The 22,717-nt window shown below is 68.5% G+C and carries 20 protein-coding genes; 19 read left to right on the forward strand and 1 reads right to left on the reverse strand.

Annotated features, from left to right (window positions below; all coding sequences use genetic code 11):
- The first annotated feature begins 57 nt into the window (after positions 1 to 57).
- Complete coding sequence (locus tag ACFXK0_RS04265; protein ID WP_379408290.1) at positions 58 to 1,641, forward strand: SpoIID/LytB domain-containing protein; 1,584 nt, start codon at positions 58 to 60, stop codon at positions 1,639 to 1,641.
- Positions 1,642 to 1,971: 330 nt separating this feature from the next.
- On the opposite strand, the gene ACFXK0_RS04270 is transcribed toward ACFXK0_RS04265, so the two are convergent.
- On the reverse strand, positions 1,972 to 2,475 hold the full coding sequence (locus tag ACFXK0_RS04270) for a MarR family winged helix-turn-helix transcriptional regulator (RefSeq protein ID WP_379408291.1): 504 nt from the start codon (positions 2,473 to 2,475) through the stop codon (positions 1,972 to 1,974).
- A gap of 98 nt (positions 2,476 to 2,573) precedes the next feature.
- Here ACFXK0_RS04270 and ACFXK0_RS04275 point away from each other — a divergent pair, with 98 nt between their 5' ends.
- The 18 genes from ACFXK0_RS04275 (at position 2,574) to ACFXK0_RS04360 (ending at position 22,643) form a co-directional block, all read left to right on the forward strand.
- Entirely contained in the window at positions 2,574 to 3,542 is a 969-nt protein-coding gene (locus tag ACFXK0_RS04275; protein WP_379408292.1) for an EamA family transporter, read from the forward strand.
- Positions 3,543 to 3,612: 70 nt separating this feature from the next.
- Complete coding sequence (locus tag ACFXK0_RS04280; RefSeq protein WP_379408293.1) at positions 3,613 to 4,371, forward strand: TipAS antibiotic-recognition domain-containing protein; 759 nt, start codon at positions 3,613 to 3,615, stop codon at positions 4,369 to 4,371.
- 735 nt (positions 4,372 to 5,106) lie between these two features.
- Complete coding sequence (locus tag ACFXK0_RS04285) at positions 5,107 to 5,607, forward strand: hypothetical protein (RefSeq protein WP_379408295.1); 501 nt, start codon at positions 5,107 to 5,109, stop codon at positions 5,605 to 5,607.
- 28 nt (positions 5,608 to 5,635) lie between these two features.
- Positions 5,636 to 6,049, forward strand: coding sequence for a hypothetical protein (locus tag ACFXK0_RS04290; RefSeq protein ID WP_379408296.1), 414 nt, complete (start codon positions 5,636 to 5,638; stop codon positions 6,047 to 6,049).
- A gap of 24 nt (positions 6,050 to 6,073) precedes the next feature.
- A complete protein-coding gene (locus ACFXK0_RS04295) occupies positions 6,074 to 6,619 on the forward strand; it encodes a hypothetical protein (RefSeq protein ID WP_379408297.1) in 546 nt (181 codons plus the stop codon).
- 202 nt (positions 6,620 to 6,821) lie between these two features.
- Positions 6,822 to 7,289 carry a hypothetical protein gene (locus tag ACFXK0_RS04300; RefSeq protein WP_379408298.1) on the forward strand — a complete coding sequence of 156 codons (468 nt, stop codon included), beginning with the start codon at positions 6,822 to 6,824 and terminating at the stop codon, positions 7,287 to 7,289.
- Positions 7,290 to 7,689: 400 nt separating this feature from the next.
- On the forward strand, positions 7,690 to 8,091 hold the full coding sequence (locus ACFXK0_RS04305; RefSeq protein ID WP_379408299.1) for a hypothetical protein: 402 nt from the start codon (positions 7,690 to 7,692) through the stop codon (positions 8,089 to 8,091).
- A gap of 84 nt (positions 8,092 to 8,175) precedes the next feature.
- Positions 8,176 to 9,405, forward strand: coding sequence for a UDP-galactopyranose mutase (glf, locus tag ACFXK0_RS04310; protein ID WP_379408300.1), 1,230 nt, complete (start codon positions 8,176 to 8,178; stop codon positions 9,403 to 9,405).
- Positions 9,406 to 9,710: 305 nt separating this feature from the next.
- Positions 9,711 to 11,675, forward strand: coding sequence for a glycosyltransferase (locus ACFXK0_RS04315; RefSeq protein WP_379408478.1), 1,965 nt, complete (start codon positions 9,711 to 9,713; stop codon positions 11,673 to 11,675).
- 89 nt (positions 11,676 to 11,764) lie between these two features.
- Complete coding sequence (locus tag ACFXK0_RS04320) at positions 11,765 to 12,277, forward strand: phosphatase PAP2 family protein (protein ID WP_379408480.1); 513 nt, start codon at positions 11,765 to 11,767, stop codon at positions 12,275 to 12,277.
- Positions 12,278 to 12,303: 26 nt separating this feature from the next.
- Positions 12,304 to 13,236, forward strand: a complete 933-nt coding sequence (locus tag ACFXK0_RS04325) for a decaprenyl-phosphate phosphoribosyltransferase (protein ID WP_379408302.1) — start codon at positions 12,304 to 12,306, stop codon at positions 13,234 to 13,236.
- Entirely contained in the window at positions 13,214 to 15,142 is a 1,929-nt protein-coding gene (gene zomB, locus ACFXK0_RS04330) for a flagellar motor control protein ZomB (protein ID WP_379408303.1), read from the forward strand. The genes ACFXK0_RS04325 and zomB overlap by 23 nt, the downstream gene beginning before the upstream one ends.
- A gap of 200 nt (positions 15,143 to 15,342) precedes the next feature.
- Positions 15,343 to 16,413, forward strand: a complete 1,071-nt coding sequence (locus ACFXK0_RS04335; protein WP_379408305.1) for an alpha/beta hydrolase — start codon at positions 15,343 to 15,345, stop codon at positions 16,411 to 16,413.
- A 302-nt stretch (positions 16,414 to 16,715) separates the two neighbouring features.
- Positions 16,716 to 17,777: an alpha/beta hydrolase gene (locus tag ACFXK0_RS04340; RefSeq protein ID WP_379408306.1), complete on the forward strand. Its 1,062-nt coding sequence runs from the start codon at positions 16,716 to 16,718 to the stop codon at positions 17,775 to 17,777.
- 234 nt (positions 17,778 to 18,011) lie between these two features.
- Positions 18,012 to 19,043: an alpha/beta hydrolase gene (locus ACFXK0_RS04345; protein ID WP_379408481.1), complete on the forward strand. Its 1,032-nt coding sequence runs from the start codon at positions 18,012 to 18,014 to the stop codon at positions 19,041 to 19,043.
- A 155-nt stretch (positions 19,044 to 19,198) separates the two neighbouring features.
- Positions 19,199 to 21,025 (forward strand): alpha/beta hydrolase-fold protein, encoded by a 1,827-nt coding sequence (locus tag ACFXK0_RS04350; protein ID WP_379408307.1) that lies wholly within the window; start codon positions 19,199 to 19,201, stop codon positions 21,023 to 21,025.
- 113 nt (positions 21,026 to 21,138) lie between these two features.
- Positions 21,139 to 21,654, forward strand: a complete 516-nt coding sequence (locus ACFXK0_RS04355) for a DUF732 domain-containing protein (RefSeq protein ID WP_379408308.1) — start codon at positions 21,139 to 21,141, stop codon at positions 21,652 to 21,654.
- A complete protein-coding gene (locus ACFXK0_RS04360) occupies positions 21,648 to 22,643 on the forward strand; it encodes a cutinase family protein (RefSeq protein ID WP_379408482.1) in 996 nt (331 codons plus the stop codon). The genes ACFXK0_RS04355 and ACFXK0_RS04360 overlap by 7 nt, the downstream gene beginning before the upstream one ends.
- Positions 22,644 to 22,717: the final 74 nt, after the last annotated feature.

Here is a 22,717-nt window from a genome sequence, read left to right on the forward strand (position 1 = left end):
CGACGACATGCCGACGCGAGCTCCGCCGGTCGAACCGTGAAACCGTGGGAGCGCAGTATGAGAGCGAACGCCAAGATCAACCGCACCACCCGTCGCGGGACCCGGCGTCGGAGCGTGCCGGTCCTGCGGACCGTGCCACTTCCGCTGATGGTCGGTGGTACCGCACTGGCGCTGACCGGAGCGATGGGGCTGTGGCAGATCCTGCCGGGGGAGGTTACGCCCACCGTCGGCGCTGGTCACGGGCGCGGTATGAGTCAGGTCGGGGCGTTCGAGAACGCGCAGGAGGGCTGGACGGCCGAGGAGATCCTCGGGCACTACTACCCCGGCGCCGAACTCGGGCAGATCGGGCCGACCACCATCGGCGTCCGATTACAAGCCCAGGACGACGCCACCCTCGACACCTTCGCCGCCGCGGGCGCGCAGGTCGCGGGCCGGACCATCGGCCCCGGCGAGGCCGCCCACCTCACCCCACTGCCCGACGGCGGCGCGAACGTGGTGGTGACCTCGGGCTGCGACGGCGAGGTGCTCTGGCAGGCGGCCACCGACGACCCGTTCGTCTACCCCGTGTCCGCGGGCGCGGGCAGGCCCGCCGACGAGCACCTCACCCTGTGCGGCGGCACCGCCTATCGCGGCGCGCTCGGCGTCGCGCTGGAGGACGGCGCCTACCGCACCGTCAACCAGGTCGACCTCGACGACTATCTCGCCGGCCTCCTGCCCGCCGAGATGCAGGCCAACTGGGCTGATCAGGGCGCGTTCGAGGCCCTGCGCGCCCAGGCCATCGCCGCCCGCTCCTACGCACTCGCCGAGGACCGCTACACCTACGCGCAGACCTGCGACACCACCGACTGCCAGGTCTACCCCGGCACCGTGCTCGAGGACGCGCGCACCACCGAGGCCGTCGCCGCGACCACCGGCACCGTCCTGCTGCGCGACGGGCTGATCCTGCGCTCGGAGTACTCCGCCGCCCCCGACGGCGGCCGCCCCGCCGACATCCAGACCTTCGAGGTCGGCCCCGCCCCCGACGAACTCGTCCAGACCGCGCCGGCCCCACCGGCCCCCGCCTACCCCGCCGATCCTGCGACGCCGACGCCGACGCTGCCCGACCCGACCATCGAAGCGCTGGCCGGCGAGAGCCTCATCGACACCGCCTACCGCCGCATCGGCGGCCCCGACAGTGCGGTCGGCGCCCCCATCGGCCCGGAAATGCTGCTCCCGCAACGAGCGGGCACCTACCGGATGTACACCAACGGCGTCATCGTCGCCACGCCCACCCTCGGCGCCCAGGTCGTCGACTTCTCCACCCTCCTCGCCCTGGTCCCCGACGCAGGCGACCAACTCCCCACCTCCGGCTCCGGCCAGCGCCCCCGCCTCACCATGCCGGAAGGCACCACCCCCAACGGCGATTCGCCGGGTTCGATACCGGAGGGAACCCCTCCCGACGGCGGGTCCCCGCCGGTCGCGAACGGTGTCGCACCCGAAGGTCAAACGTTCACCGACACGGCCCCCAGCGATGTGAACCCGGACGGAACTGCGCCCAGCGACCCCGCACCCGGTGGCGGCGTACCTGGTGACGGTGCGCCAGGTGGTGGACCTGCTGGTGTTCCGGATGTCAGCTCGCCTGAGGGCGTACCAGTCGCGTAGGCGAGTCGAGCTTCGGACGCCGCGGCTGGGGTGCGGAGCGAATCACGGTCATCGAAATCCCGGCGGCCGAGTCCCCGGCGATGTTGCGCCTGGTGGCGGAGTCCCCGGGTGACGCTGCACCCGGCGCCGGAACTGTAGGTGTTCCGGAGGTCAGCTCGCCTGAGGGCATACCAGTCGCGTAGGCGAGTCGAGTTTCGGACATCACGGCTGAGGCGCGGGACGCATCGCCAGGCACGGTGCCCGGTGGTGCGGCACCGGCGTCATCGTGCAATTCGGACGCGCTCAGTCAGAATTCTGACTGGCGGGGCGCCGATTGCACGATTACGCCAGTCAGTCCAGGGATGTGTCGTTCAGGCCGATGGACAGGGTGCGTAGCAGGGTGGCGAGCTGGTCGCGGTCGTCGGTGGTGAGGGTGGAGAGAAGGCGTTGCTCGTTGTCCATGTGCAGTGGGAGCAGGTGGTCGACCAGGGCGCGGCCCTCGTCGGTGAGCTGGACGTAGACCGAGCGGCGGTCTTCGGCGCAGGGGGCGCGGCGGACCAGGTTCTTGGCCGCGAGGCGGTCGATGCGGTTGGTGATCGCGCCCGAGGTGACCATTGCGGCGCGGTTGAGCGCACCCGCGGTGAGGCCCTTGTCGCCGCCGGAGCGGCGCAGGGTGGCGAGCACGTCGAACTCCCAGAATTCCAGGCCGTGACCGGCGAAGAAGCGCTTCAGGTCCTGTTCGAGCAGGCGCGAGAGGCGGGTGATCCGTCCGACGACAGCCATCGGCGTCACGTCGACATCGGGTCGTTCGGCAGTCCAGTGCGCGGTGATCAGATCGACGGCGTCCCGCATCATTTCCCTCTCGGTTGAAAATCTTAACGTTCATCTACTTGACGCTGAGCCATCTCCGCGAGTAGATATTTCAACGTTGAGATTATCAATCAGGAGCGAATATGACGACCGCACCTCGCAGTACCTACGCGGGCACCCTCGCGCTCACCGCCCTCACCCCGATCGTCTGGGGTTCCACCTACGCCGTCACCACCGAACTCCTGCCTCCCGACCGCCCGCTGTTCACCGCGCTGATGCGCGCCCTGCCCGCCGGTCTGGTGCTGCTCGCGCTGACCAGGGTGCTGCCGCGCGGTGTCTGGATCGGCCGGGCCGCGGTGCTCGGGGCGCTGAACATCGGGGCGTTCTTCCCGCTGCTGTTCCTGGCGGCCTACCGGCTGCCGGGCGGTGTCGCCGGGGTGCTCAGCGCGGTGGCGCCGATGTTCGCGCTCGGCTTCGCTGCGGTGCTGCTGGCCGAGATGCCGACGCGGCGCAAGGTGATCGCCGGGGTGATCGGCGTGTTCGGTGTCGCGCTGGTGGTGTTGCGCGGCAATGTCGAACTGGATCTGGTCGGTGTGTTCGCGGGGCTGGCCGGCGCCGCGTCGATGGCGGCAGGCACCGTACTCACCAAGAAGTGGGGACGCCCCGACGGCGTCGGCCCGCTGGCACTGACCGGCTGGCAACTCACCGCCGGCGGACTGGTTATCGCTCCGCTGGCTCTGCTCGTCGAAGGGGCTCCGCCCGCCCTCGACGCCGATGCCATCAGCGGCTACCTCTACCTCGGCATCATCGGCACGGCGGTGGCGTACTGGCTGTGGTTCCGCGGAATCTCGCGCGTCCCAGCGACTTCGGTGGCTTTCCTCGCCCTGCTGAGCCCGGTGTCGGCGGCGGTGATCGGCTGGATCGCCCTGGGTCAGGCACTGACCGTCTTGCAGATCCTCGGTCTGGGAGTCGCTTTGGCGGGCACCGCCCTCGGTCAGCTCACACCTGCTGATCCGGTGGCCGAGCCCGCGACATCGAAAGCAGCAGTTACGGACTCGTCGCCAGCGGATGCGCAACGCATCGGGAAGGAGCGAGTCTCCAGCTCCTGCTAGGTGCTGAAGGGTTGACTTTGACGTAGCGTCAACTTGCAGACTGGAGACATCGACGAGAAAGAGGCAGGTCATGGCGGGTGAATGGTCCATCCAGGACCTCTCGAAAGCCGCGGGCACCACCAGCCGCACGCTGCGCCACTACGGCCAGCTCGGGCTGCTGGAACCGAGCCGGATCGGCGCCAACGGCTACCGCTACTACGACCAGAACTCGCTGATCCGCCTGCAGCGCATCCTGCTGCTGCGCGAACTCGGTCTCGGCCTTCCGGTGATCGCCGAGGTTCTCGCCGGTGAACAGAACACCACCGACGCGCTGCGCACCCACCTGGAACTGCTTCGGCAGCAACAGGATCGGATCGCGCGGCAGATCGAATCGGTGTCGTCCACATTGCACAAGACCGAAAGAGGTGAGCCACTCATGGCCGCAGAGGTTTTCGACGGTTTCGACCACACCCAGTACAAGGACGAGGTGGTCGAGCGCTGGGGCAAGGACGCCTACGACAGCGGCGACCGCTTCTGGCGCTCGCTGACCGAGGCCGACAAGCAGGCGTTCTTCCAGGAGCACCTGGATATCGCCGCCGACTACGGAAAGGCCCGCGCCGCTGGGCTTCCCGTCGCCGGCGAGGTCGTTCAGGCGATCGTCGTCCGGCACCGCGACTGGATCAGCAGTGGCGCGCCGGGCAAGCCGATGACGGACGAGTACCTGCTCGGCCTCGGCGAAATGTATGTCGCCGACCCGCGCTTCCGGAAGAACTACGACGTCCACGGCGACGGCACCGCCGAGTACATCCTGGAGGCGTTCCGGGCCTACGTCGCCGCGAAGTCGTCCTGAGCCGTCACCGGCGAATAGGCTCTCTCGTCGGGAACCGCTCGACGAGGGGGAGCAATGAACAGTCACTCAGGCCATCTGCCGAACCATCCAGGCCAGGAGCCGGGAAACCCGGTGCCCGCTCCGGTCGTTCCCGGCCCCGACCTGAACAGTGCAGCTATCAGGCCGCCGCAGCCAGAATCAGCGGGGGCACCGCAGCCAGGGCCGGCCGGGCCGCCGCAGTCGGGACCGGCCGGGCCGCCGCAGGCGGGACCCGTGACGGCGGCGCAGGCAGGATCCGTGGGGGCGCCGCAGGAAGGACTGGCCGGGCAGCCGCAGTCGGGATCGGCGGGGCAGCCGCAGTCGGGATCGGCGGGGCAGCCGCAGCCAGGATCAGCGGGTGCGCCGCAGCCAGGGGCAGTGGGGCCGTCGCAGTCGGGATCCGTGGGGTCGTCGCAGTCAGGGCCGGTGGGGCTGCCGCAGTCGGGACCGGCGGGGTCGTCGCAGTCAGGGCCGGTGGGGCTGCCGCAGTCGGGACCGGCGGGGGCGTCGCAGTCAGGGCCGGTGGGGCTGCCGCAGTCGGGATCCGTGGGGTCGCCGCAGTCAGGGCCGGTGGGGCTGCCGCAGTCGGGATCCGTGGGGTCGCCGCAGTCAGGGCCGGTGGGGCCGCCGCAGTCGGGATTCGTGGGGGCGTCGCAGCCAGTGCCGGTGGGGTGGCCGGGGTTGGGACCGGCGGGGGCGCCGTATGTCGGGCCGGGGGTGGGGATTCCGATTTCGGCGCTGCTGGCGGGAATCGGCGCGCTGGCCGGGGGGTCGGTCGGGATCCTCGTTTTGATCGGGGGTATTTCCCAGCTGTACCGGGGCTCGTTCTACCGGTCGCTGACCTTTCTCGACGCGGAGCGCAAAGCCGACGCGGAGATCAAGGCGGATATCGCTGAGCTCGGGGATCGACTCGAATTCGCGATCGGTGCGGTTCTCGTGGTGTTGCTCTGCATCGGCGGGGTACTGCTCCTGTGCCGGCGGGCAGCCGGGCTGACGATGGTGATCATCGGCAGTGGGCTCGCCTTCTTCATCTGGATCGGTGTCTTGGCAGTCAGTGATAATGGGACGATCGCGGTGATGTCGGCGTTGCTCGCGCTGGTTGCGCTGTGTGCGCTGGTCGCGGCGTTGCTGCCTGGGACGCACCGCTGGATCGATGCCGGGCGGGTCGAGGGGATCAGTACGAATCGTGCTCGATCGGGCGTTGGGCCGTATAACTGACGGCGGCGGCGAACGAGTACGGGGGACGATGGTGGAACAGCAGCAGGCCGGGCGGCCGCGGCGGGCGGTGACCGCGCTGGTGGCCGGGTGGCTGGGAGTGCTCGTCGGGGTGGCGGGGCTGGTGGTCGCGGTGGCGACGGCGGTGCTGCTGGCGGTCGGGCGCGCGATCGAGCTGGACTACACGGCGGCGGGGATCGTCGGCGGGCTGGGGGTGGTGTATCTGCTCGGGGCGGTGCTGCTGTTGCGGCGGCGGCTGATCGGACGGCGGATTCTGCTCAGCGTTGCAGGGGCGATGAGCGCGGCGACGCTGCTGGTCGTGGTGCTCAACGGGGCCGGGCACGGGTGGCGGCTCGGGGTGCTCGACTGGTGGCTCGGGCTCAATGTGGTGATCCTGGTGCTCAGTGTGATCGAGCCGACGCGCCGATGGACTATCACTCGATAGCGCGCCACGGGATACGGTCGGACCATGCTCGTGCAGGAGACGAACCCGAAAACCGGTGAGGTGTCGGCGATCATCGCCGTGTTCCTGGCCGGGCTGGCCGCCGCGGCGAATCTGATCGGAGCCGCGGTGCTCGTGCGCGCGTTCCTGCGCGATGCCGATCTGCTCGACGATTCGCTGACCCTGTTCGCCCTGCTCGGCGCGCTGACGGCAGCATTCGTCTTCGGCTACGGCGCCTACCTGCTGGCTCGCCGCGACGAGACCGGCCGCTGGCTGGTGATCGTCGCCGCCGGCGCACAACTCGGGCTGGGCGTGCTCGCGCTGCTGGCCACGCTGGTGAACTACGACGCCGAGTACGGCATCCACTGGTTCGCCCCCGAGCCGCTGCTGTCCTCGCTCGTGCTCGGCTTCGGCGGGGTGCCCGGCGCGGTGACGGCGATCGTGAACCACAGCTGGGCTGCTGCCGCGTCGGCGGTCGCGTTCGGTGCGCTGGTGCTGGTACCCGCGATCCTGCCGTGGACGGCGGCCTACACACTCGCTCGCCCGCACCACGCGGTCGAGCCGACCGTATAGTTTCGGCAGGTCGGTACAGGAATTCGAGGAGGGGGACATCATGGGGTATCCGTACGGCCCGCAGCAGGGCTATGACCCGTACGCGGGACAGGCAGGACCTGGGTACGCGCAGCCAGGCTACGGTGCGCAACCCTACCCAACGCCGGCGCCCCAATATGGTTACGCCGCACCAGTTTACGGCGCGGCGCCCTACGGATACGGGATGCCCGGTTACGGTCAGCAGCGCGCGAGTGGTGGCACTGCCATCACGGCGGCCGTGCTCGTCCTGATTCTGACCATGCTCTCCGCACTCTCACTGGTAACCAGCCTCATCGCACTTTCCGCCGTCGACGCTGCGGGCGAGGCCGAATTCGCCGCGAGCGCCGCGGCGCCGATGGTCGTCATCAACGGTGGTTTCGTCGTGCTCGGCTTCCTCGGCTCGATCCTCACCTTCCGCCGCAAGGCAGCGGGCCGGGTGATCATCATCATCCTGTCCTCGCTGGGGCTGATCGGCTCCGTCATCGGGACTGTGATCGCCTCCAACGGCCCGGTCTCCGGCCCGATCGTCGCCTCCACCCTCATCGGCGGCGGCATCGCCCTGCTGATCCTGTGCCTGGCAGCCGCCCCCTCCACCGGCCGCTGGATCCGCGAACCCCGCCAGGCCACGTACGGCCCGCAGCCGTATTACTGATCTACGCGGGCCGACGCGGCATCTTTCGAATCGGAGCGGCCGAATCCTGGCCGTGGCCGAGTGGCCCCGAGCTCGCCCGCAAGCAGTGGGTTCGGGTCGGCGTGGTGCATTCTCCCTGCGTGCGGTCGGTTGTGCCAGCGGTGCTTGGCGTGGTCGCTCGGTGGTGAACGACCGACGATGCGGCCGTATAGTTCTGCAGGTCAGTGCTGGGAATTCGAAGAGGGGGAGCTTCATGGGGTATCCGTACGGTCCGCAGCAGGGGTACGGGCCGCCTGCCTACGGTCCAGCTCCCTACACCGCGCCCGGTGGGTACGGGGCGTACAACGCAGCTCGTCCCAGGTATCCCGCGGCCGGATTCGGTGCCAGGCGGCCGAGCAGCGCCACGGGGTTCACTGCCGCCGTGTTGTCGTTGATCGGCTCGGTAATGTCCTTTCCGCTGCTGCTCATGACCTTCGACGGCTTCGAGAGTTCTGGTAACCAGGCTGTGTTCGTGGGGATGCGCGCGCTGGGTGTCGTGATCTGCTTGTTGTGGTTCACCGGTGCGGTGCTGTTGTTCCGGCAGAAGGCCGCGGGTCGAGTGCTGCTGATCGTGCTGTCGTCCATCGTTCTGGCCCTCATGCTCGCCTCGCTGCTGTTCGCGCTCGCGTGGACCGACGGTCATATAACCGGTGAGATGCTGGCGGCCTCGACACTCCCCGCCGTGGTGCCCGCGGTGATCCTGACCCTCGCAGCAGCCCCCTCCACCGGCCGCTGGATCCGCTCCGCACGACCGACCGCCTACCCACCCCATCGGTACTACTGAGTAACCCCAAGGATTCCCCCAGCTCAGGGCGTGGTCGGTGACTCCGCCGGGACAATCTGCGGTCTTCCGATACGCTGGGCACCCGTGACCGCCGCATCGTCCTCCGGTAATTCCGCCAGCGCAGATTCCTCCACCCAGTTCGACCTGATCGTGGTCGGCTCCGGCTTCTTCGGCCTGACCGTCGCCGAGCGTGCCGCGAACCTGCTGGGCAAGCGGGTGCTGGTGCTCGACCGCCGCTACCACCTGGGTGGCAACGCCTACTCCGAGCCCGAGCCGGAAACCGGTATCGAGATCCACAAGTACGGCGCGCATCTGTTCCACACCTCGAACAAGAAGGTCTGGGACTACGTCACCCAGTTCACCGAGTTCACCGGTTACCAGCACCGGGTGTTCGCGCTGCACAAGGGGCAGTCCTACCAGTTTCCGATGGGGCTCGGCCTGATCTCGCAGTTCTTCGGCCGCTACTTCACCCCGGAAGAGGCCAAGGCGCTGATCGCCGAGCAGGCCGCCGAGGTGGCGACCGCCGACGCGCAGAACCTCGAGGAGAAGGCGATCTCGCTGATCGGCCGCCCGCTCTACGAGGCGTTCGTGCGCGACTACACCGCCAAGCAGTGGCAGACCGACCCCAAGGAACTGCCCGCAGGCAATATCACCCGCCTGCCGGTGCGCTACACCTTCGACAACCGCTACTTCAACGACACCTACGAGGGCCTGCCCAAGGAGGGGTACACGAAGTGGCTGGAGAACATGGCCGCCTCCGACCTCATCGAGGTGCGGCTGAACACCGACTGGTTCGACGTGCGTGACGAGATCGTCGCGGCCAGCCCGGACGCGCCGATCGTCTACACCGGCCCGCTGGACCACTACTTCGACTACGCCGAGGGCGAACTCGGCTGGCGCACCATCGATTTCGAGACCGAGGTCCTCGAGATCGGCGATTTCCAGGGCACCTCGGTGATGAACTACAACGACGCCGACGCCCCGTACACCCGCATCATCGAGCCGCGCCACTTCCACCCCGAGCGCGATTACCCGACCGACAAGACGGTCATCATGCGCGAGTTCTCCCGTTTCGCGCAGACCGGCGACGAGCCGTACTACCCGATCAACACCCCCGAGGACCGCGCCAAGCTGCTGGCCTACCGCGAGCTCGCCAAGAAGGAGACCGCCGAGAAGAAGGTCCTCTTCGGCGGCCGCCTGGGCACCTACCAGTACCTGGACATGCACATGGCGATCGGTTCGGCGCTGAGCATGTTCGAGAACGTGCTGCGGCCGCACCTGGAGTCGGGCACGACCCTGGTGGACCAGGCGTGAACGGGCAGGACAACAAGGCGGCGGCTGTCACCGGCGCGAACGAGCAGGAACCGGCCGTGAACGGGCAGACCGTCACGAACGGGCAGGCCGAGGCCGACTCCGCGCCCGCGAGCACGCCGTCCACCCGCGCACCGCGCAAGGCGACCGGTCCGAGCGCGCAGAACCAGGCCGCCGCCACGCCGGGTGCGAGCGCACCCAGGAAGCAGTCGGGTGACGACCAGGCCGCCGCAGCGGGTACCCGCACCCGGCGCAAGGCGAGCGCGGCGAAGCCTGCTCCGGCGAGCGCACCGCGGAAGGGACGCGGAGTGAGCGGACAGTCCGAGGCGCCCACCCAGACGCGAGCGACCTCGCTACTGCAGCGGGTCATCCTGCCGCGTCCCGGCGAACCGCTCGACGTGCGGACCCTCTACCTGGAGGAATCCACCACCAACGCCCGCCGCGCGCACGCCACCAGCCGGACCGCGCTGTCCATCGGCGCCGAGTCGGAAGTGTCGTTCTGCACGTACTTCAACGCGCTGCCCGCCAGCTACTGGCGGCGCTGGAGCGTGCTGAAGTCGGTGGTGCTGCGGCTGGAGCTGACCGGGCACGGGCGCGTGGACGTCTACCGGTCCAAGGCAGACGGTTCGCGAATCCATGTGCAGGGCAAGGAGTTCGCGGTCGAGCTCGAAGGACGAGCGCAGGCCCTGGACAGCGATTCCGCCCGATCCGATCGCACCGCCGATTCGGTGTTCGTGGAGTTCGAGACCGATCTCGGCCCGTTCGAGGACGGCGGCTGGATCTGGTTCGACATCACCACCGACACCGCCGTGACACTGCTCGGCGGTGGCTACTACGCCCCGCAGGAAGCGCCGGGCACCGGCAGCATCGCCGTCGGCATGCCCACCTTCAACCGGCCGACCGACCTGGTGAAAACCCTGGCCGCGCTGGGTTCGGACCCGCTGGTGCTCGACAATATCGCCGGCGTGATCGTCGCCGATCAGGGCAACCGCAAGGTCGTCGACGAGCCCGGCTTCACCGAGGCCGCCGCGACCCTCGGCGACCGGCTCGCCATCCACGACCAGCCCAACCTCGGCGGTTCCGGCGGCTACAGCCGCGTCATGTACGAGGCGCTCAAGACCGACGCCGAGTTCATCGTCTACATGGACGACGACATCGAGATCGAGCCCGACTCGATCCTGCGCGCGCTCGCGTTCTCCCGCTTCGCCAAGTCGCCGCTGCTGGTCGGCGGGCAGATGCTGAACCTGCAGGAGCGTTCGCACCTGCACAGCATGGGCGAGGTCGTCGACCGCGGGATCTTCATGTGGTCCTCGGCGCCGAACGTCGAGTACGACCACGATTTCTCGAAGTACCCGCTCAAGGACCGCGACAACTCCAAGCTGCTGCACCGGCGCATCGACGTCGACTTCAACGGCTGGTGGACGTGTGTGATCCCGCGTCAGGTCGCCGAGCAGATCGGTCAGCCGCTGCCGCTGTTCCTCAAGTGGGACGACGTCGAATACGGCCTGCGCGCCCGCGAGGCCGGCTACCCGACCATCACCCTGCCGGGTGCGGCCGTGTGGCACATGGCCTGGTCGGACAAGGACGACGCCATCGACTGGCAGGCCTACTTCCACCTGCGCAACCGCCTGGTCGTGGCCTCCCTGCACCTGCCCGGCGACGGCAAGCCGATGATCGTGAACACGGTCAAGGCCACCCTCAAGCACCTGCTGTGCCTGGAGTACTCGACGGTCGCCATCCAGAACGAGGCGATCCGCGACTTCCTGGCCGGCCCGGAAGGTCTGTTCGACCTGCTGCCGAGCGCGCTGGGCAAGATCCACGCCATGCGCAAGGAATACCCGGACGCCGTCGTGCTGCCGTCCTCGACGGAGCTGCCGCTGGCCAACCGGCACGGCGTCGGCGCGACCGGCGAGCCGGGCAACCCCATCGCCAAGGTCGCGCGCCTGGCCAAGGGCGTGGTGCACAACTTCCGCAAGGCCGACCCGGCCGCCCACGAGACACCGCAGCTGAACGTGCCGACGCTGGACGCGCGCTGGTTCCTGCTGTCCCAGGTCGACGGCGTCACCGTGACGACCGCCGACGGCCGCGGCGTCGTCTACCGCAAGCGCGACCCGCGCAAGGCCGCCGAGCTGCTCAAGGAAGCCATGCGCCTGCGCAAGGAGCTCACCGCCCGCTTCCCGGAGATGCAGCAGCGCTACCGGGCCGCGCACGCCGAGCTGACCAGCACGGCGGCGTGGGAGAAGACCTTCGGCCTGAACGGAACCAAGAAGTGAACGCGATCAACCCCGAAACGCCCGAGCTCGAGCTGATCGAGGAAGGCTGCGGCGGCGAGTGCGCCTGCGCGTGCGGCGACGACGAGTACATCGAGGTGCCGCTCGAGGTCGGCATCATCAACACCGTGCAGAACACCATCGGCACCAGCCCGGCCGTCGTCTCGGCCGCGCGCGGCATGTCGCACTTCGGTGAGCACGCGCTGGGCTGGGTCGGCATCGCCGCGGCGGGCTGGCTGGTCGACAAGCCGCGCCGCAGGCAGTGGGCCGGTGTCGCGGTCGGCGCGGTCGGCGCGCATGCCGCGTCGATCGTGATCAAACGGATCGTCCGGCGCCCGCGTCCGGACAGTCCCGCGGTGCAGGTCAACGTGTCGACGCCGAGCAAATTGAGCTTCCCGTCCTCGCACGCGACCTCGACAACGGCGGCGGCGGTGTTGCTCGGCAGGCTGACCGGGCTACCCTTGCCTGCGGTGCTCGTGCCGCCGATGCTGCTGTCCCGGGTCGTGCTCGGTGTGCATTACCCTTCCGACGTGATCGCCGGTTCCGCATTGGGGGCCGCGTCGGCAGCCGCCGTGCTAGCCGCCGAAAAGAGACTCCGACCTTGACCGCAACCGAAAGAACCTTGGCTGAGATGAGCGAAGAACCGTCCGCCGCCGTCCTGGACGAGGCTGTCGTGAAGGGCCCGCCGAAGACCCTGGTCGGCGGTGTCATCAAGGCCATCCGCCCACGCCAGTGGGTGAAGAACGTGCTCGTGCTCGCCGCGCCGCTGGCCGTCGGGCCCGAGGCGATCAGCGACGGCAGCGTGCTCGTGCACGTCGCGATCGCGTTCGTGGTGTTCTGTATGGCGGCCTCGGGTATCTACCTGGTCAACGATTCGCTCGATGTCGAGGCCGACCGGGCGCACCCGACCAAGCGCTTCCGCCCGATCGCGGCAGGTGTCGTTCCTGTCAACCTGGCTTACGGGTTGGCCGCGGTTCTGCTGATCGGTTCGATCGCCGGTTCGTTCCTGGCGTCCTGGCATCTGGCCGTGGTGATGGCGATCTACATCGGCATCCAGCTCGCCTACTGCCTCGGCCTCAAGCATCAGGCCGTGCTCGACATCTGCATCGTGTCATCGGGCTTCCTGCTGCGCGCCGTCGCCGGTGGCGCGGCGGCCGATATCGCGCTGTCGCAGTGGTTCCTGCTGATCATGGCGTTCGGTTCGCTGTTCATGGCGGCGGGCAAGCGCTACGCCGAACTGCAGATCGCGCTGGAGACCGGCGCGAAGATCCGCAAGTCGCTGCAGTACTACACGCCGACCTACCTGCGCTTCATCTGGACACTCGCGGCCACCGCCGTCGTCATCTTCTACGGCCTCTGGGCGTTCCAGCAGGACGAGCTTCGAGACACCCAGTGGTACTCGATCTCGATGATCCCGTTTACCATCGCAATCCTGCGTTACGCGGTCGACGTCGACGGTGGCGAGGCCGGTGAACCCGAAGAGATCGCGCTGGGGGACCGCATCCTGCAGTTCCTCGCTATTGCCTGGATCGGAGCGGTAGGTGTCGCTGTCTATCTCACCTGACGAGATCGTGGTAGCGGAGCAGGAATCAACCGAATACGAACGGCTACGCGACGACGAGTCAGCGCGTCCTGCCGCGCGTTTCGCCGTCCTGTCCCGCGCCACCTTCGTCGGTGGGATCGCGCTCGCCACGGTGATCTTCGCGGTCGGCGCGTGGAACCGGCGCTGGATCGCCGATGACGGCCTGATCGTCCTGCGCACCGTGCGCAACCTGCTCGCGGGCAACGGCCCGGTCTTCAACATGGACGAGCGGGTCGAGACCAACACCAGCACCGCGTGGACCTACCTGGTCTGGTTCTTCAGCTGGCTGACCCAGGCGCGCCTGGAGTACGTGGTGCTCGGTGTCGCGCTGACGGTCTCGCTGCTGGCGATCGTGTTCGCCATGCTCGGCACCGCCCGGCTGTGGGGTGGCAGCAGCACGCAGCTGCTGCTGCCCGCGGGCGTGCTCGTCTACATCGCGCTGCCGCCCGCGCGCGACTACGCCACCTCCGGACTGGAGAGCGGGCTGGTCATCTGCTGGGTCGGGCTGCTGTGGTGGCTGATGATCCGCTGGAGCCAGGCCGCTGTCGTGCGGGTACCGAGCCTGCTCGGGCTGGTCTTCCTGGCCGGGCTCGCGCCGCTGGTGCGGCCCGAGGCCGCGCTGATCGGCGTGCTCGCGCTCGGCATGATCTTCCTCGCGCCGATGCCCCAGTTCCGGTACGGCCCGATCGCGTTGCGCGCGCTGATCGTGTTCGTCGCCGGGATCGTGCCGGTGGCCTACCAGATCTGGCGGATGGGCTATTACGGCCTGCCCTACCCGAACACCGCGGTCGCCAAGGACGCGGGCGGGGCCAAATGGGGCCAGGGCATGACCTACCTGTGGGACCTGGTCGGGCCCTACTACCTGTGGATTCCGCTGCTGGTGCTGCTGATCGCCGGGGTGGTCGCGGGCGTCTCCCGCGGGTTCGCGCTGCCGCGTCGGTCGGTGGCCGGTGTACGGACCTGGCTGCGGTCGCCGAGCGCGGTCGTGGTGCTGATGCTCGGCAGCGGCCTGCTGCTGACGGTGTACGCGATCCGCGTCGGCGGCGACTTCATGCACGGCCGGATGCTGCTCACCCAGCTGTTCCTGCTGCTGCTGCCGGTGGCCGTGATCCCGTTGCGGCTGCCGCGCAAGGGTGTGGCGAGCGACTGGTCGTTCGTCGTGCTGCTGGTCGGTTTGCTCGGCGCGGTCGGCTGGTCGCTGTTCGCGGCGAACACCACCGCCATCAAGACCGGCACCAAGATCAGTTCCTCCGGCATTGTCGACGAGCGCGTCTACTACGTGCTCAACACCGGCAAGGACCACCCGATCCTGGCCGAGGACTACCTGGACTACCCGCGCATGCGGGCCATGGTCGAAGATATCGCCGCCAACCCCAACGGCGGCCTGCTGCTCAACTCGCCCTCGTTCACGTTCTGGTACCTCGACCCGCCGCCGCAGCCGATCCCCGAGGGCGGCGCCGGGCACACGGTCTACTTCCTGAATCTGGGTATGACCAGCATGAATGTCCCGCTGGACGTGCGCGTGATCGACCCGATGGGCCTGGCCTACCCGCTGGCCGCGCATTCGGACCGGCTCGCCGACGGCCGCATCGGCCACGACAAGAGCCTGTACCCGGACTGGGTGGTGGTCGACTCGGGCATGGTCGACATCCATCCGTGGATGCCCTGGTACATGGACGAGAAGTGGGTCAGCCAGGCGCGCACGGCGATGTCGTGCCCGCAGACCCAGGCGCTGATGGTCGCGACCCGCGATCCGATGACGTTCGACCGGTTCAAGCACAACCTGCGACACGCGCTGAGCTTCGCGAAATACCGGATCGACCGGGTGCCGAGGTATGAGATCCAGCGGTGCGGTCTGGTCGATCCACACCCGCAACCACCGCGCTGACGTAGTCTCTGCGGGGTCGCTGGCCAGGCATTACCGAGTGGTGTTCGCCGCTAAATCACTTTTCGGTAACGCCCGGCTATCGATGTAGCGATATGGTCAACGAGAACTCCACCGTCGGCGCACTGGTGTGCCGGATGACAGTCGGCGGCATTTGCAACCGCGGTTCCGCGCGAACCGCACGAGGAAAGGCCCAAAACAGAATGCGTGGCGGACGTCTGAGAGCCAGGGGAGCCGGCTGGCTCAAGAAGTCGGTGCTGGTATCGCTGGCTGTGGTACTGCCGCTGGGGGCGTCGGTGGCCGGTGCCACCGGCACCGCGACGGCGGCCTTCGACCCGAGCGGTTTCGACTTCTGGGTCGACTCCGAGATGGGGCCGATCAAGAACCGCATCTTCCGTGCCGCCGACGGCAACACCGGTCGCGTCGTGTACGCGCTCGACGGTATGCGCGCCCGCGACGACCTCAACGGCTGGGAGATCGACACCAATGTGGCCCGCGCGCTGACCGCGGCCAACATCAATGTCGTCATGCCGGTCGGCGGCCAGTCCAGCTTCTACGCCGACTGGAACGCGCCGAGCGACTTCTTCGGTCTCGACGCCGGCTCGGGCGGCAGCTCGACCGGTTCGGCGGCCACCGGTTCCGCGATGACGGGTTCGTCGATCGCGCCCGCCCAGGTCGCGGGCAAGAAGAACACCTACAAGTGGGAAAGCTACCTGACCGGCAACCTGCGCAACGCGCTGTCGAGCCGGCTGGGCTTCAACCCCAACAACAACGGTGTCTTCGGTCTGTCGATGGGTGGCTCGGCCGCGCTGACGCTGGCCGCCTACCACCCCGACCAGTTCAGCTTCGCCGGCTCGTTCTCCGGCTACCTGAACATCTCCGCGCCCGGTATGCGTGAGGCCATGCGCGCGGCGATGATCTCCGCCGGTGGCTTCAATATCGACGCGATGGCGCCGCCGTGGGGCCCGCAGTGGCTGCGGATGGACCCGTTCGTCTTCGCGCCGCGCCTGGTGGCCAACAACACCCGCGTGTGGGTGTCGGCGGCCAGCGGTATCCCCGGCCCCGGTGACGTGTCCAACCCGATGGAGATCGTCCAGGGTGTGCCGCTGGAGCTGCTCGCCATGGTCAACAGCCGGGCCTTCCAGGTCCGCATGGCCACCCTCGGCGGCGGCAACGCCAACTTCGACTTCCCGATCACCGGCGTGCACAACTGGCGCAACTGGGAGACCGAGGTCAACCGCATGATCCCGGACCTGTCCGCCAACATCGGATAGTCAACCCCGCTCGACAGGAAACCCACCCGGTGCAACTCGCGCCGGGTGGGTTTCCTTCGTTTGCGTCACGATCCGAGCGAAAGGTGGTGACGAATCATGGGCGGCAGGTCACCGCGAGTTGTGTTCGGGGTCACTTTCCAGCAACATGTAGGAATTCGTCCAACGATTGATACACAGTGAGCATGCGTCGAGGTTGAATCGTCCGTTTTGCCCTGGATTGATCTGCTTTCGACGCCCGATGAGGGATCCGACCGCGTAGCTGCTGGTTTGCGATCGCGGTCCGGCGAGAAAGGTCTAGTCGAATGCGAACACTGCGCCGCAAGCAGCAGACCGTGCGGACTGCCTCCCGGGGATCGTGGGTGCGGCGCTTCGCCGCGGGCGTATCGATGGCACTGCTGGTCCCGGTCGTGACCGCTGTCGGCGGCGGCATGGCGCCCGCCTCGGCCGGCTTCAACGGCGCGGCCTTCGACTTCTGGGTCGATTCCGGGATGGGCCCGATCAAGTCCCGCGTCCTGCGCGCGCACGACGGCAACACCAACCGCGTCGTCTACGTGCTCGACGGCATGCGCGCGCCGGAGAATCTCAACGGGTGGGAGATCGAAACCGATATCCCGAACGCGCTCGCCGCGGCCAATATCAATGTCGTGATGCCGGTCGGCGGTATGTCCAGCTTCTACGCCGACTGGAACTCGCCGAGTACATTCTTCGGCATTCCCGGCAACGGCGCGCCGAACTCGGGCTCCGGCGCGGCCAACGCCCTGTCCGGCGGCCCCGGCAAGAGCTACCGCTACCAGTGGGAAACCTTCCTCACCAGCGACCTGCGCAACGCCCTGGCCGACCGTCTCGGCTTCAACCGCTTCCGCAACGGCGTCTTCGGCCTGTCGATGGGTGGCTCGGCCGCGCTGACGCTGGCCGCCTACCACCCCGACCAGTTCAGCTTCGCCGGCGCCTTCTCCGGCTACCTGAACATCTCCGCCCCCGGCATGCGCGAGGCCATCCGCATCGCCATGCTCGACGCGGGCGGCTACAACGTCGACTCGATGGCGCCGCCGTGGGGCCCGCAGTGGCTGCGGATGGACCCGTTCGTCTTCGCCCCCAACCTGGTCGCCAACAACACCAGGCTGTGGATCGCCGCGGCCTCCGGCCTGCCGTCCAACACCGACGGCCCGCACATGGGCACCGTCAACGGCATGGCACTGGAAGCCTTGGCGCTGGCCAATACTCGCGCCTTCCAGGTCCGCATGACGACCCTGGGTGCCCGTAACGTCGTCTACTCCTTCCCGCCGTTCGGCATCCACGCCTGGAACAACTGGAACGACGAGGCCCTGCGCATGATCCCGGACTTGTCGGCGAATATCGGCTAGCTGAACAGTGTGCGAACGCCCGGCGCATTCGTGCGCCGGGCGTTTATTTTCCGGTGCGTCCCGGTCCCGAACCCGTTGGTCTTGCAAGTAATTGGTGACTGGAATATCCTCCAGCGAGCGTAAGTGTGACCAGATCGTTGTTTCAGTGTTCGATCGGCCGGCTTGTCGGGATCCGGCTGATGTTCGATGACCCTGTCTGGCATGCAACAACAGCAGAAAGAGAGCGGAATTCACATGCGTTTCGGCAAGGCCGCGCCGAAGGGTGATCTGGGCGTGTCCCGGGCAGTAGCACCTCGTGGTTGGCGTAATCGAATTCTAGCTGTCGGCGCAGCAGCCCTGGTGCTGCCGATCGCCGCAGGGGCGGCCCCGACCGCGTTCGCCGCCCCGGCGATCTCGGCGCCCGCGTTGCGCGCGCCGGCCGGTGGGTACGAAGAACTCATGGTGCCGTCGAGCATGGGCCCGGTGAAGGTCCAGGTGCAGTGGGCGCGCAACGGCGGCAACGCCGCGCTCTACCTGCTCGACGGGCTGCGCGCCCGCGACGACAAGAACGCCTGGTCGTTCGAGACCAACGCGCTGCAGCAGTTCGCCAACGACAACGTCACCCTGGTGATGCCGGTCGGCGGCAAGTCCAGCTGGTACGCCGACTGGACTTCGGCCTCCAACACCAACGGCCAGAAGTACACCTACAAGTGGGAGACCTTCCTGACCGAGGAGCTGCCGGCCTTCCTCGAGGGCTACGGCGTCTCCCGCACCAACAACGCGGTGCTCGGCCTGTCGATGAGCGGTCCCGCCGCCCTGCGCCTGGCCGCCCTGCACCGCGACCAGTTCAAGCACGCGTCCTCGCTCTCGGGCCCGCTGAACTGGGGTGCCCCCGGCATGCGTGAGGCCATCCGCGTGATGATGCTCGACGCGGGCCGCTTCAATGTCGACTCCATGGCCGCTCCGTGGAGCCCGGCGTGGCTGCGGATGGACCCGATGGTCTTCGCGCCCGAGCTGCGTGGCCTGCCGATGTTCATCTCCTCGGCCAACGGCCTGCCCGGTCAGCACGACCGTCCGGCCGGCCTGGGCGGCATCTACAACACCGCCAACGCGATGGGCATCGAGGCCATCTCGTTCGTGAGCACGCTGGCCTTCCAGCAGCGTCTCAAGACCCTGGGCATCAGCGCCGTCTTCGACTTCCCGGCCAACGGCACCCACTCGTGGAAGTACTGGGAGGACGAGCTGTGGAAGGCGCGTCCGCACATCCTGAGCGCCCTCGGCGCCTAGTTTCCGCTCAGCAACGCTGAGAAGACCGGCTCACCCCCAGGGTGAGCCGGTCTTTTCGTGTCACCCTGGCTTCGCGTGTCTTCCCGGGTTATCGGTCCGCGCTGCGGTACAACCGAATAAGGCTGTCCCGTGGGTGGGGATGAGGAGGGTCGCGCATGTCGAAACATCGTGTCCGAGCGCCGATACGGCGGATCCTCGGTATCGCGGCCATGACCGCGGCGCTGCTGGCGCCGGCCGTCACCGTGCCGGCTCAATCGCCCGCCCAGCCCGGTGTGTCGGCGGTGCAGCGGGTGGAGTGGCTGACGGATCGGCGGGTGGCGCTGTGGGTGTACTCGGCCGCGATGCAGACTCCGATCCAGGTGCAGATGCTGCTGGCGCGGGACTGGCATTCCCGGCCCGACGCGAAATTCCCGATGCTGCTGATGCTCGACGGTCTGCGGGCCCAGGACGACGAGAACGGCTGGACCAAAGACGCCGACGCCGAAGGCTTCTACGCCGACAAGAACGTGAATGTGGTGCTGCCCGTAGGCGGCCAGGCGAGCTGGTATTCGGATTGGCTCGCCCCCGACAACGGCCACACCTACAAGTGGGAGACCTTCCTCACCGAGGAACTCCCGCCGATCCTCGAACGCGACTGGCGCACCACCGATGTGCGTGGCGTGCAAGGACTTTCGATGGGCGGTACGGCCGCGATGAATCTGGCCGGCCGTAATCCGGGCCTGATGCGCTACGTGGCTTCCTACTCGGGTCTGCTGACCACCACGACACTCGGTATGCCGCAGGCGATCACCTTCGCCAACAAGGACGCGGGCGGTTTCGACGCCGCCGCGATGTGGGGCCCGCCCGGCAGCCCGGAATGGGATGCCCACGACCCGTATCTGCTGGCCGACAAGCTCGAAGGCGTCAGCATGTACGTCTCCAGCGGCAGCGGTCTGGCCGGCACCCACGATCAGCTCAGCGAGATGCCGCTGCTGAGCGAGAACTGGGCCGGTACCGGGCTGGAGATCCTGGCCCGGCTCTCGACCGAGAACTTCGTCGCCAAGCTGGAGAAGCTGGCCATCCCGGTGCAGGCGAACTACCGCCCCTCCGGCACGCACACCTGGCCGTACTGGGACTTCGAGATGCGCCAGTCCTGGACCCAGGCGGCCGCGGCGCTGGGCACCGACCCCGGCGGCGCCACCTGCGCACTGGCCGGCGCGATCGGCGGCCTCGCCCAGGCCGCGAACTGGCTGGGCGGCTGCCTGACCGCCGAGTACCCGGTCGCGGCGGGCGTGGTGCAGGACTTCCACAACGGGCGCGTCTTCCATTCCCCGGCGACCGGGACGCACGCGGTGGCCGGGCGCATCGGCGGCACCTACGCCGGCGTCGGCGGGGCCGCCTCCCCGCTCGGCCTGCCGACCGGCGACGAAGTGGGTCTGCCGGACGGGCGCGGGCGCATGCAGACCTTCGAGCACGGTTCGATCTACTGGACGCCGGCGACCGGTGCCCAGGTGATGCGCGGGGCGTTCCTGGAGGAGTGGGGCAAGCAGGGCTTCGAACGCGGACCTGCCGGATATCCGGTCGCCGCCGAGGCGGCCACCCCCAGCCGCGACGGCGCGGTGCAGGCCTTCGAGCACGGGACGATGTTCTACAGCGCGGCCACCGGCGCGCACCAGGTGCGGGGCGCCGTGCTGGACAAGTACGCCCAGCTCGGCTTCGAGACCAGCCCGCTCGGGTTCCCGGTGGCCGAGGAGGCGCCGCTGAAGGATCTCGGCCGCTACAGCCGGTTCGAGGGCGGCAACATCTACTGGAGTCCGCTCTCGGGTGCCTGGTCGGTGCGCAACGGCGCGCTGATGGAGGAGTGGGGCAAGCAGGGCTTCGAGAACGGCAGGCTGGGGTTCCCGGTCAGCGACGAGTTCGTCGTTCCGGGCGGAATCCAGCAGAACTTTCAAACCGGGTTCATCGTCGTGCGAGACGGCAAATCCGAAGTTCACGGGGTGTGAGCCCGGGCTGAGAACTCTCTGAGCTTCCTCGCCTGCCGCCCGGACCGGCCGGTGGTCCGGCTAGCCTGGTCTGCGACCGCTTCCCTGACGAACGATCGAGGAAAGACATCTTCATGCATCGGATCCCTGGCAAGGTAGCCGGATCGGTCGCGGCACTGGCCGCCGTCGCGCTGCTGTCCGCCTGTGGCGGCAACGACTCGACCGCGTCGCAGACGCCCACCCTCTCCAGCACCACCGCCCCCGCCGCCGCCACCCTGGCGCCGGCGCCCTCGGCCGACGAGCACGGCGAGCACGCGCCGAGTTCCTCGGCCGCCCCGGAGACCAGCGAGGCACCCGAGCAGCCGCAGACCGCGCCCGAGGCCACCGCCCCCTCGGCCACGGTGACGGCCAAGGACCAGGCCTTCCTCGACGAGCTGAGCAAGAACGGCATCACCCCGGCCAGCCCGGACATCGCGCTGACCGCGGCCAACTACATCTGCTCGAGCCGCGCCACCGGTGCCTCCGATGCCGATATCGCCCCGTTCGTCGCGGCGATCGCCGGTTCCGACGCCAACTTCGAGCAGTCCGGGATGGACGTCGACAAGGCTTCCCAGGTCTATATCGCGGCCGCGACCTCGACCTACTGCTAGTGAATCCCCGGCCGACGCGACGGACCCGCAGGTCATGGCCTGCGGGTTGCTTCACCGTGCTGGCACTGCTGGTGCTGGCGATCATCGTCATCCTGCTGCTGTGGTATCTGCTGGCAGGACGGCTGGAGAAGCCGCCGCCGACGCCGCCGGAGGAGCCGCCGCCGACCTCGCAGTCGGCGGACTGCCCGGACGTCATGTTCCTGTCGATCCCCGGTACCTGGGAATCGGCCAGCAACGACGACCCGTACAACCCCACCGCGAACCCGATCTCGCTGATGCTCAGCGTGTCGGGCCCGCTGCGCGCGCAGTTCCCCGACGACCGGCTCGAGGTCTACACGGTGCCGTACGTGGCCCAGTTCTCGAACCCGATCGCGTTCCCGCCCGACGGCCAGGCCTCCTACAACGTGAGCCGCACCGAGGGCACCGCGCGCGCGACCGACGTGCTGTCCAGGCGGCATCAGGAATGCCCGCTGACGACCTTCGTCATCGCCGGCTTCTCCCAGGGCGCCGTGATCGCCGGTGACGTGGCCGCCCAGATCGGCGCGGGCAACGGCCCGATCCCGGCCGACAAGGTGCTCGGCGTGACCGTCATCGCCGACGGCCGCCGCACCGGCGACACCGGCCCCGGCCAGCCGGTCGAGATCGGTGACCCGCCGCCGGCCGGCCAGGGCGCCGAGGTGGCGCTGCGTGGCATCAATGTGCCCGGCATCAGCATGACCGGCCCGCGTCCTGGCGGTTTCGGTGAGCTGGCGCCGAAGGTGAACTCGATCTGCGCCCCGGGCGACATGATCTGCGACGCGCCGCGCGAGGCACTCAACCCGGCCAACGCGCTGGGCAGCCTGGCGGCGCTGATCCGGTCGGCGGGCAACCCCGTCCACGCGCTCTACGCCACCAACACTGTGGACGGCGACGGGACGACGGCCACCCAGTGGACGGTGAATTGGGCCGCCGGTCTGATCGAGGCCGCGCCCCATCCGCCACATTCCTGAGTCTCTCGAGGCGGAGTTGTCACAGTCACAGCGGGTGCCGGATTGCCATGGATCATGCCTCGCTGTGACAACCG

This window comes from Nocardia sp. NPDC059177 (assembly GCF_042755165.1).
Lineage (GTDB): Bacteria > Actinomycetota > Actinomycetes > Mycobacteriales > Mycobacteriaceae > Nocardia.

Excerpts from the sequence above, each read along its gene's own strand:
- ACFXK0_RS04265 (WP_379408290.1), top strand. The coding sequence starts at position 58 with ATGAGAGCGAACGCCAAGATCAACCGCACCACCCGTCGCGGGACCCGG.
- ACFXK0_RS04270 (WP_379408291.1), bottom strand. The coding sequence starts at position 2,475 with ATGATGCGGGACGCCGTCGATCTGATCACCGCGCACTGGACTGCCGAA.
- ACFXK0_RS04275 (WP_379408292.1), top strand. The coding sequence starts at position 2,574 with ATGACGACCGCACCTCGCAGTACCTACGCGGGCACCCTCGCGCTCACC.
- ACFXK0_RS04280 (WP_379408293.1), top strand. The coding sequence starts at position 3,613 with ATGGCGGGTGAATGGTCCATCCAGGACCTCTCGAAAGCCGCGGGCACC.
- ACFXK0_RS04290 (WP_379408296.1), top strand. The coding sequence starts at position 5,636 with ATGGTGGAACAGCAGCAGGCCGGGCGGCCGCGGCGGGCGGTGACCGCG.
- ACFXK0_RS04295 (WP_379408297.1), top strand. The coding sequence starts at position 6,074 with ATGCTCGTGCAGGAGACGAACCCGAAAACCGGTGAGGTGTCGGCGATC.
- ACFXK0_RS04300 (WP_379408298.1), top strand. The coding sequence starts at position 6,822 with ATGCCCGGTTACGGTCAGCAGCGCGCGAGTGGTGGCACTGCCATCACG.
- ACFXK0_RS04325 (WP_379408302.1), top strand. The coding sequence starts at position 12,304 with ATGAGCGAAGAACCGTCCGCCGCCGTCCTGGACGAGGCTGTCGTGAAG.
- ACFXK0_RS04335 (WP_379408305.1), top strand. The coding sequence starts at position 15,343 with ATGCGTGGCGGACGTCTGAGAGCCAGGGGAGCCGGCTGGCTCAAGAAG.
- ACFXK0_RS04340 (WP_379408306.1), top strand. The coding sequence starts at position 16,716 with ATGCGAACACTGCGCCGCAAGCAGCAGACCGTGCGGACTGCCTCCCGG.
- ACFXK0_RS04345 (WP_379408481.1), top strand. The coding sequence starts at position 18,012 with ATGCGTTTCGGCAAGGCCGCGCCGAAGGGTGATCTGGGCGTGTCCCGG.
- ACFXK0_RS04350 (WP_379408307.1), top strand. The coding sequence starts at position 19,199 with ATGTCGAAACATCGTGTCCGAGCGCCGATACGGCGGATCCTCGGTATC.
- ACFXK0_RS04355 (WP_379408308.1), top strand. The coding sequence starts at position 21,139 with ATGCATCGGATCCCTGGCAAGGTAGCCGGATCGGTCGCGGCACTGGCC.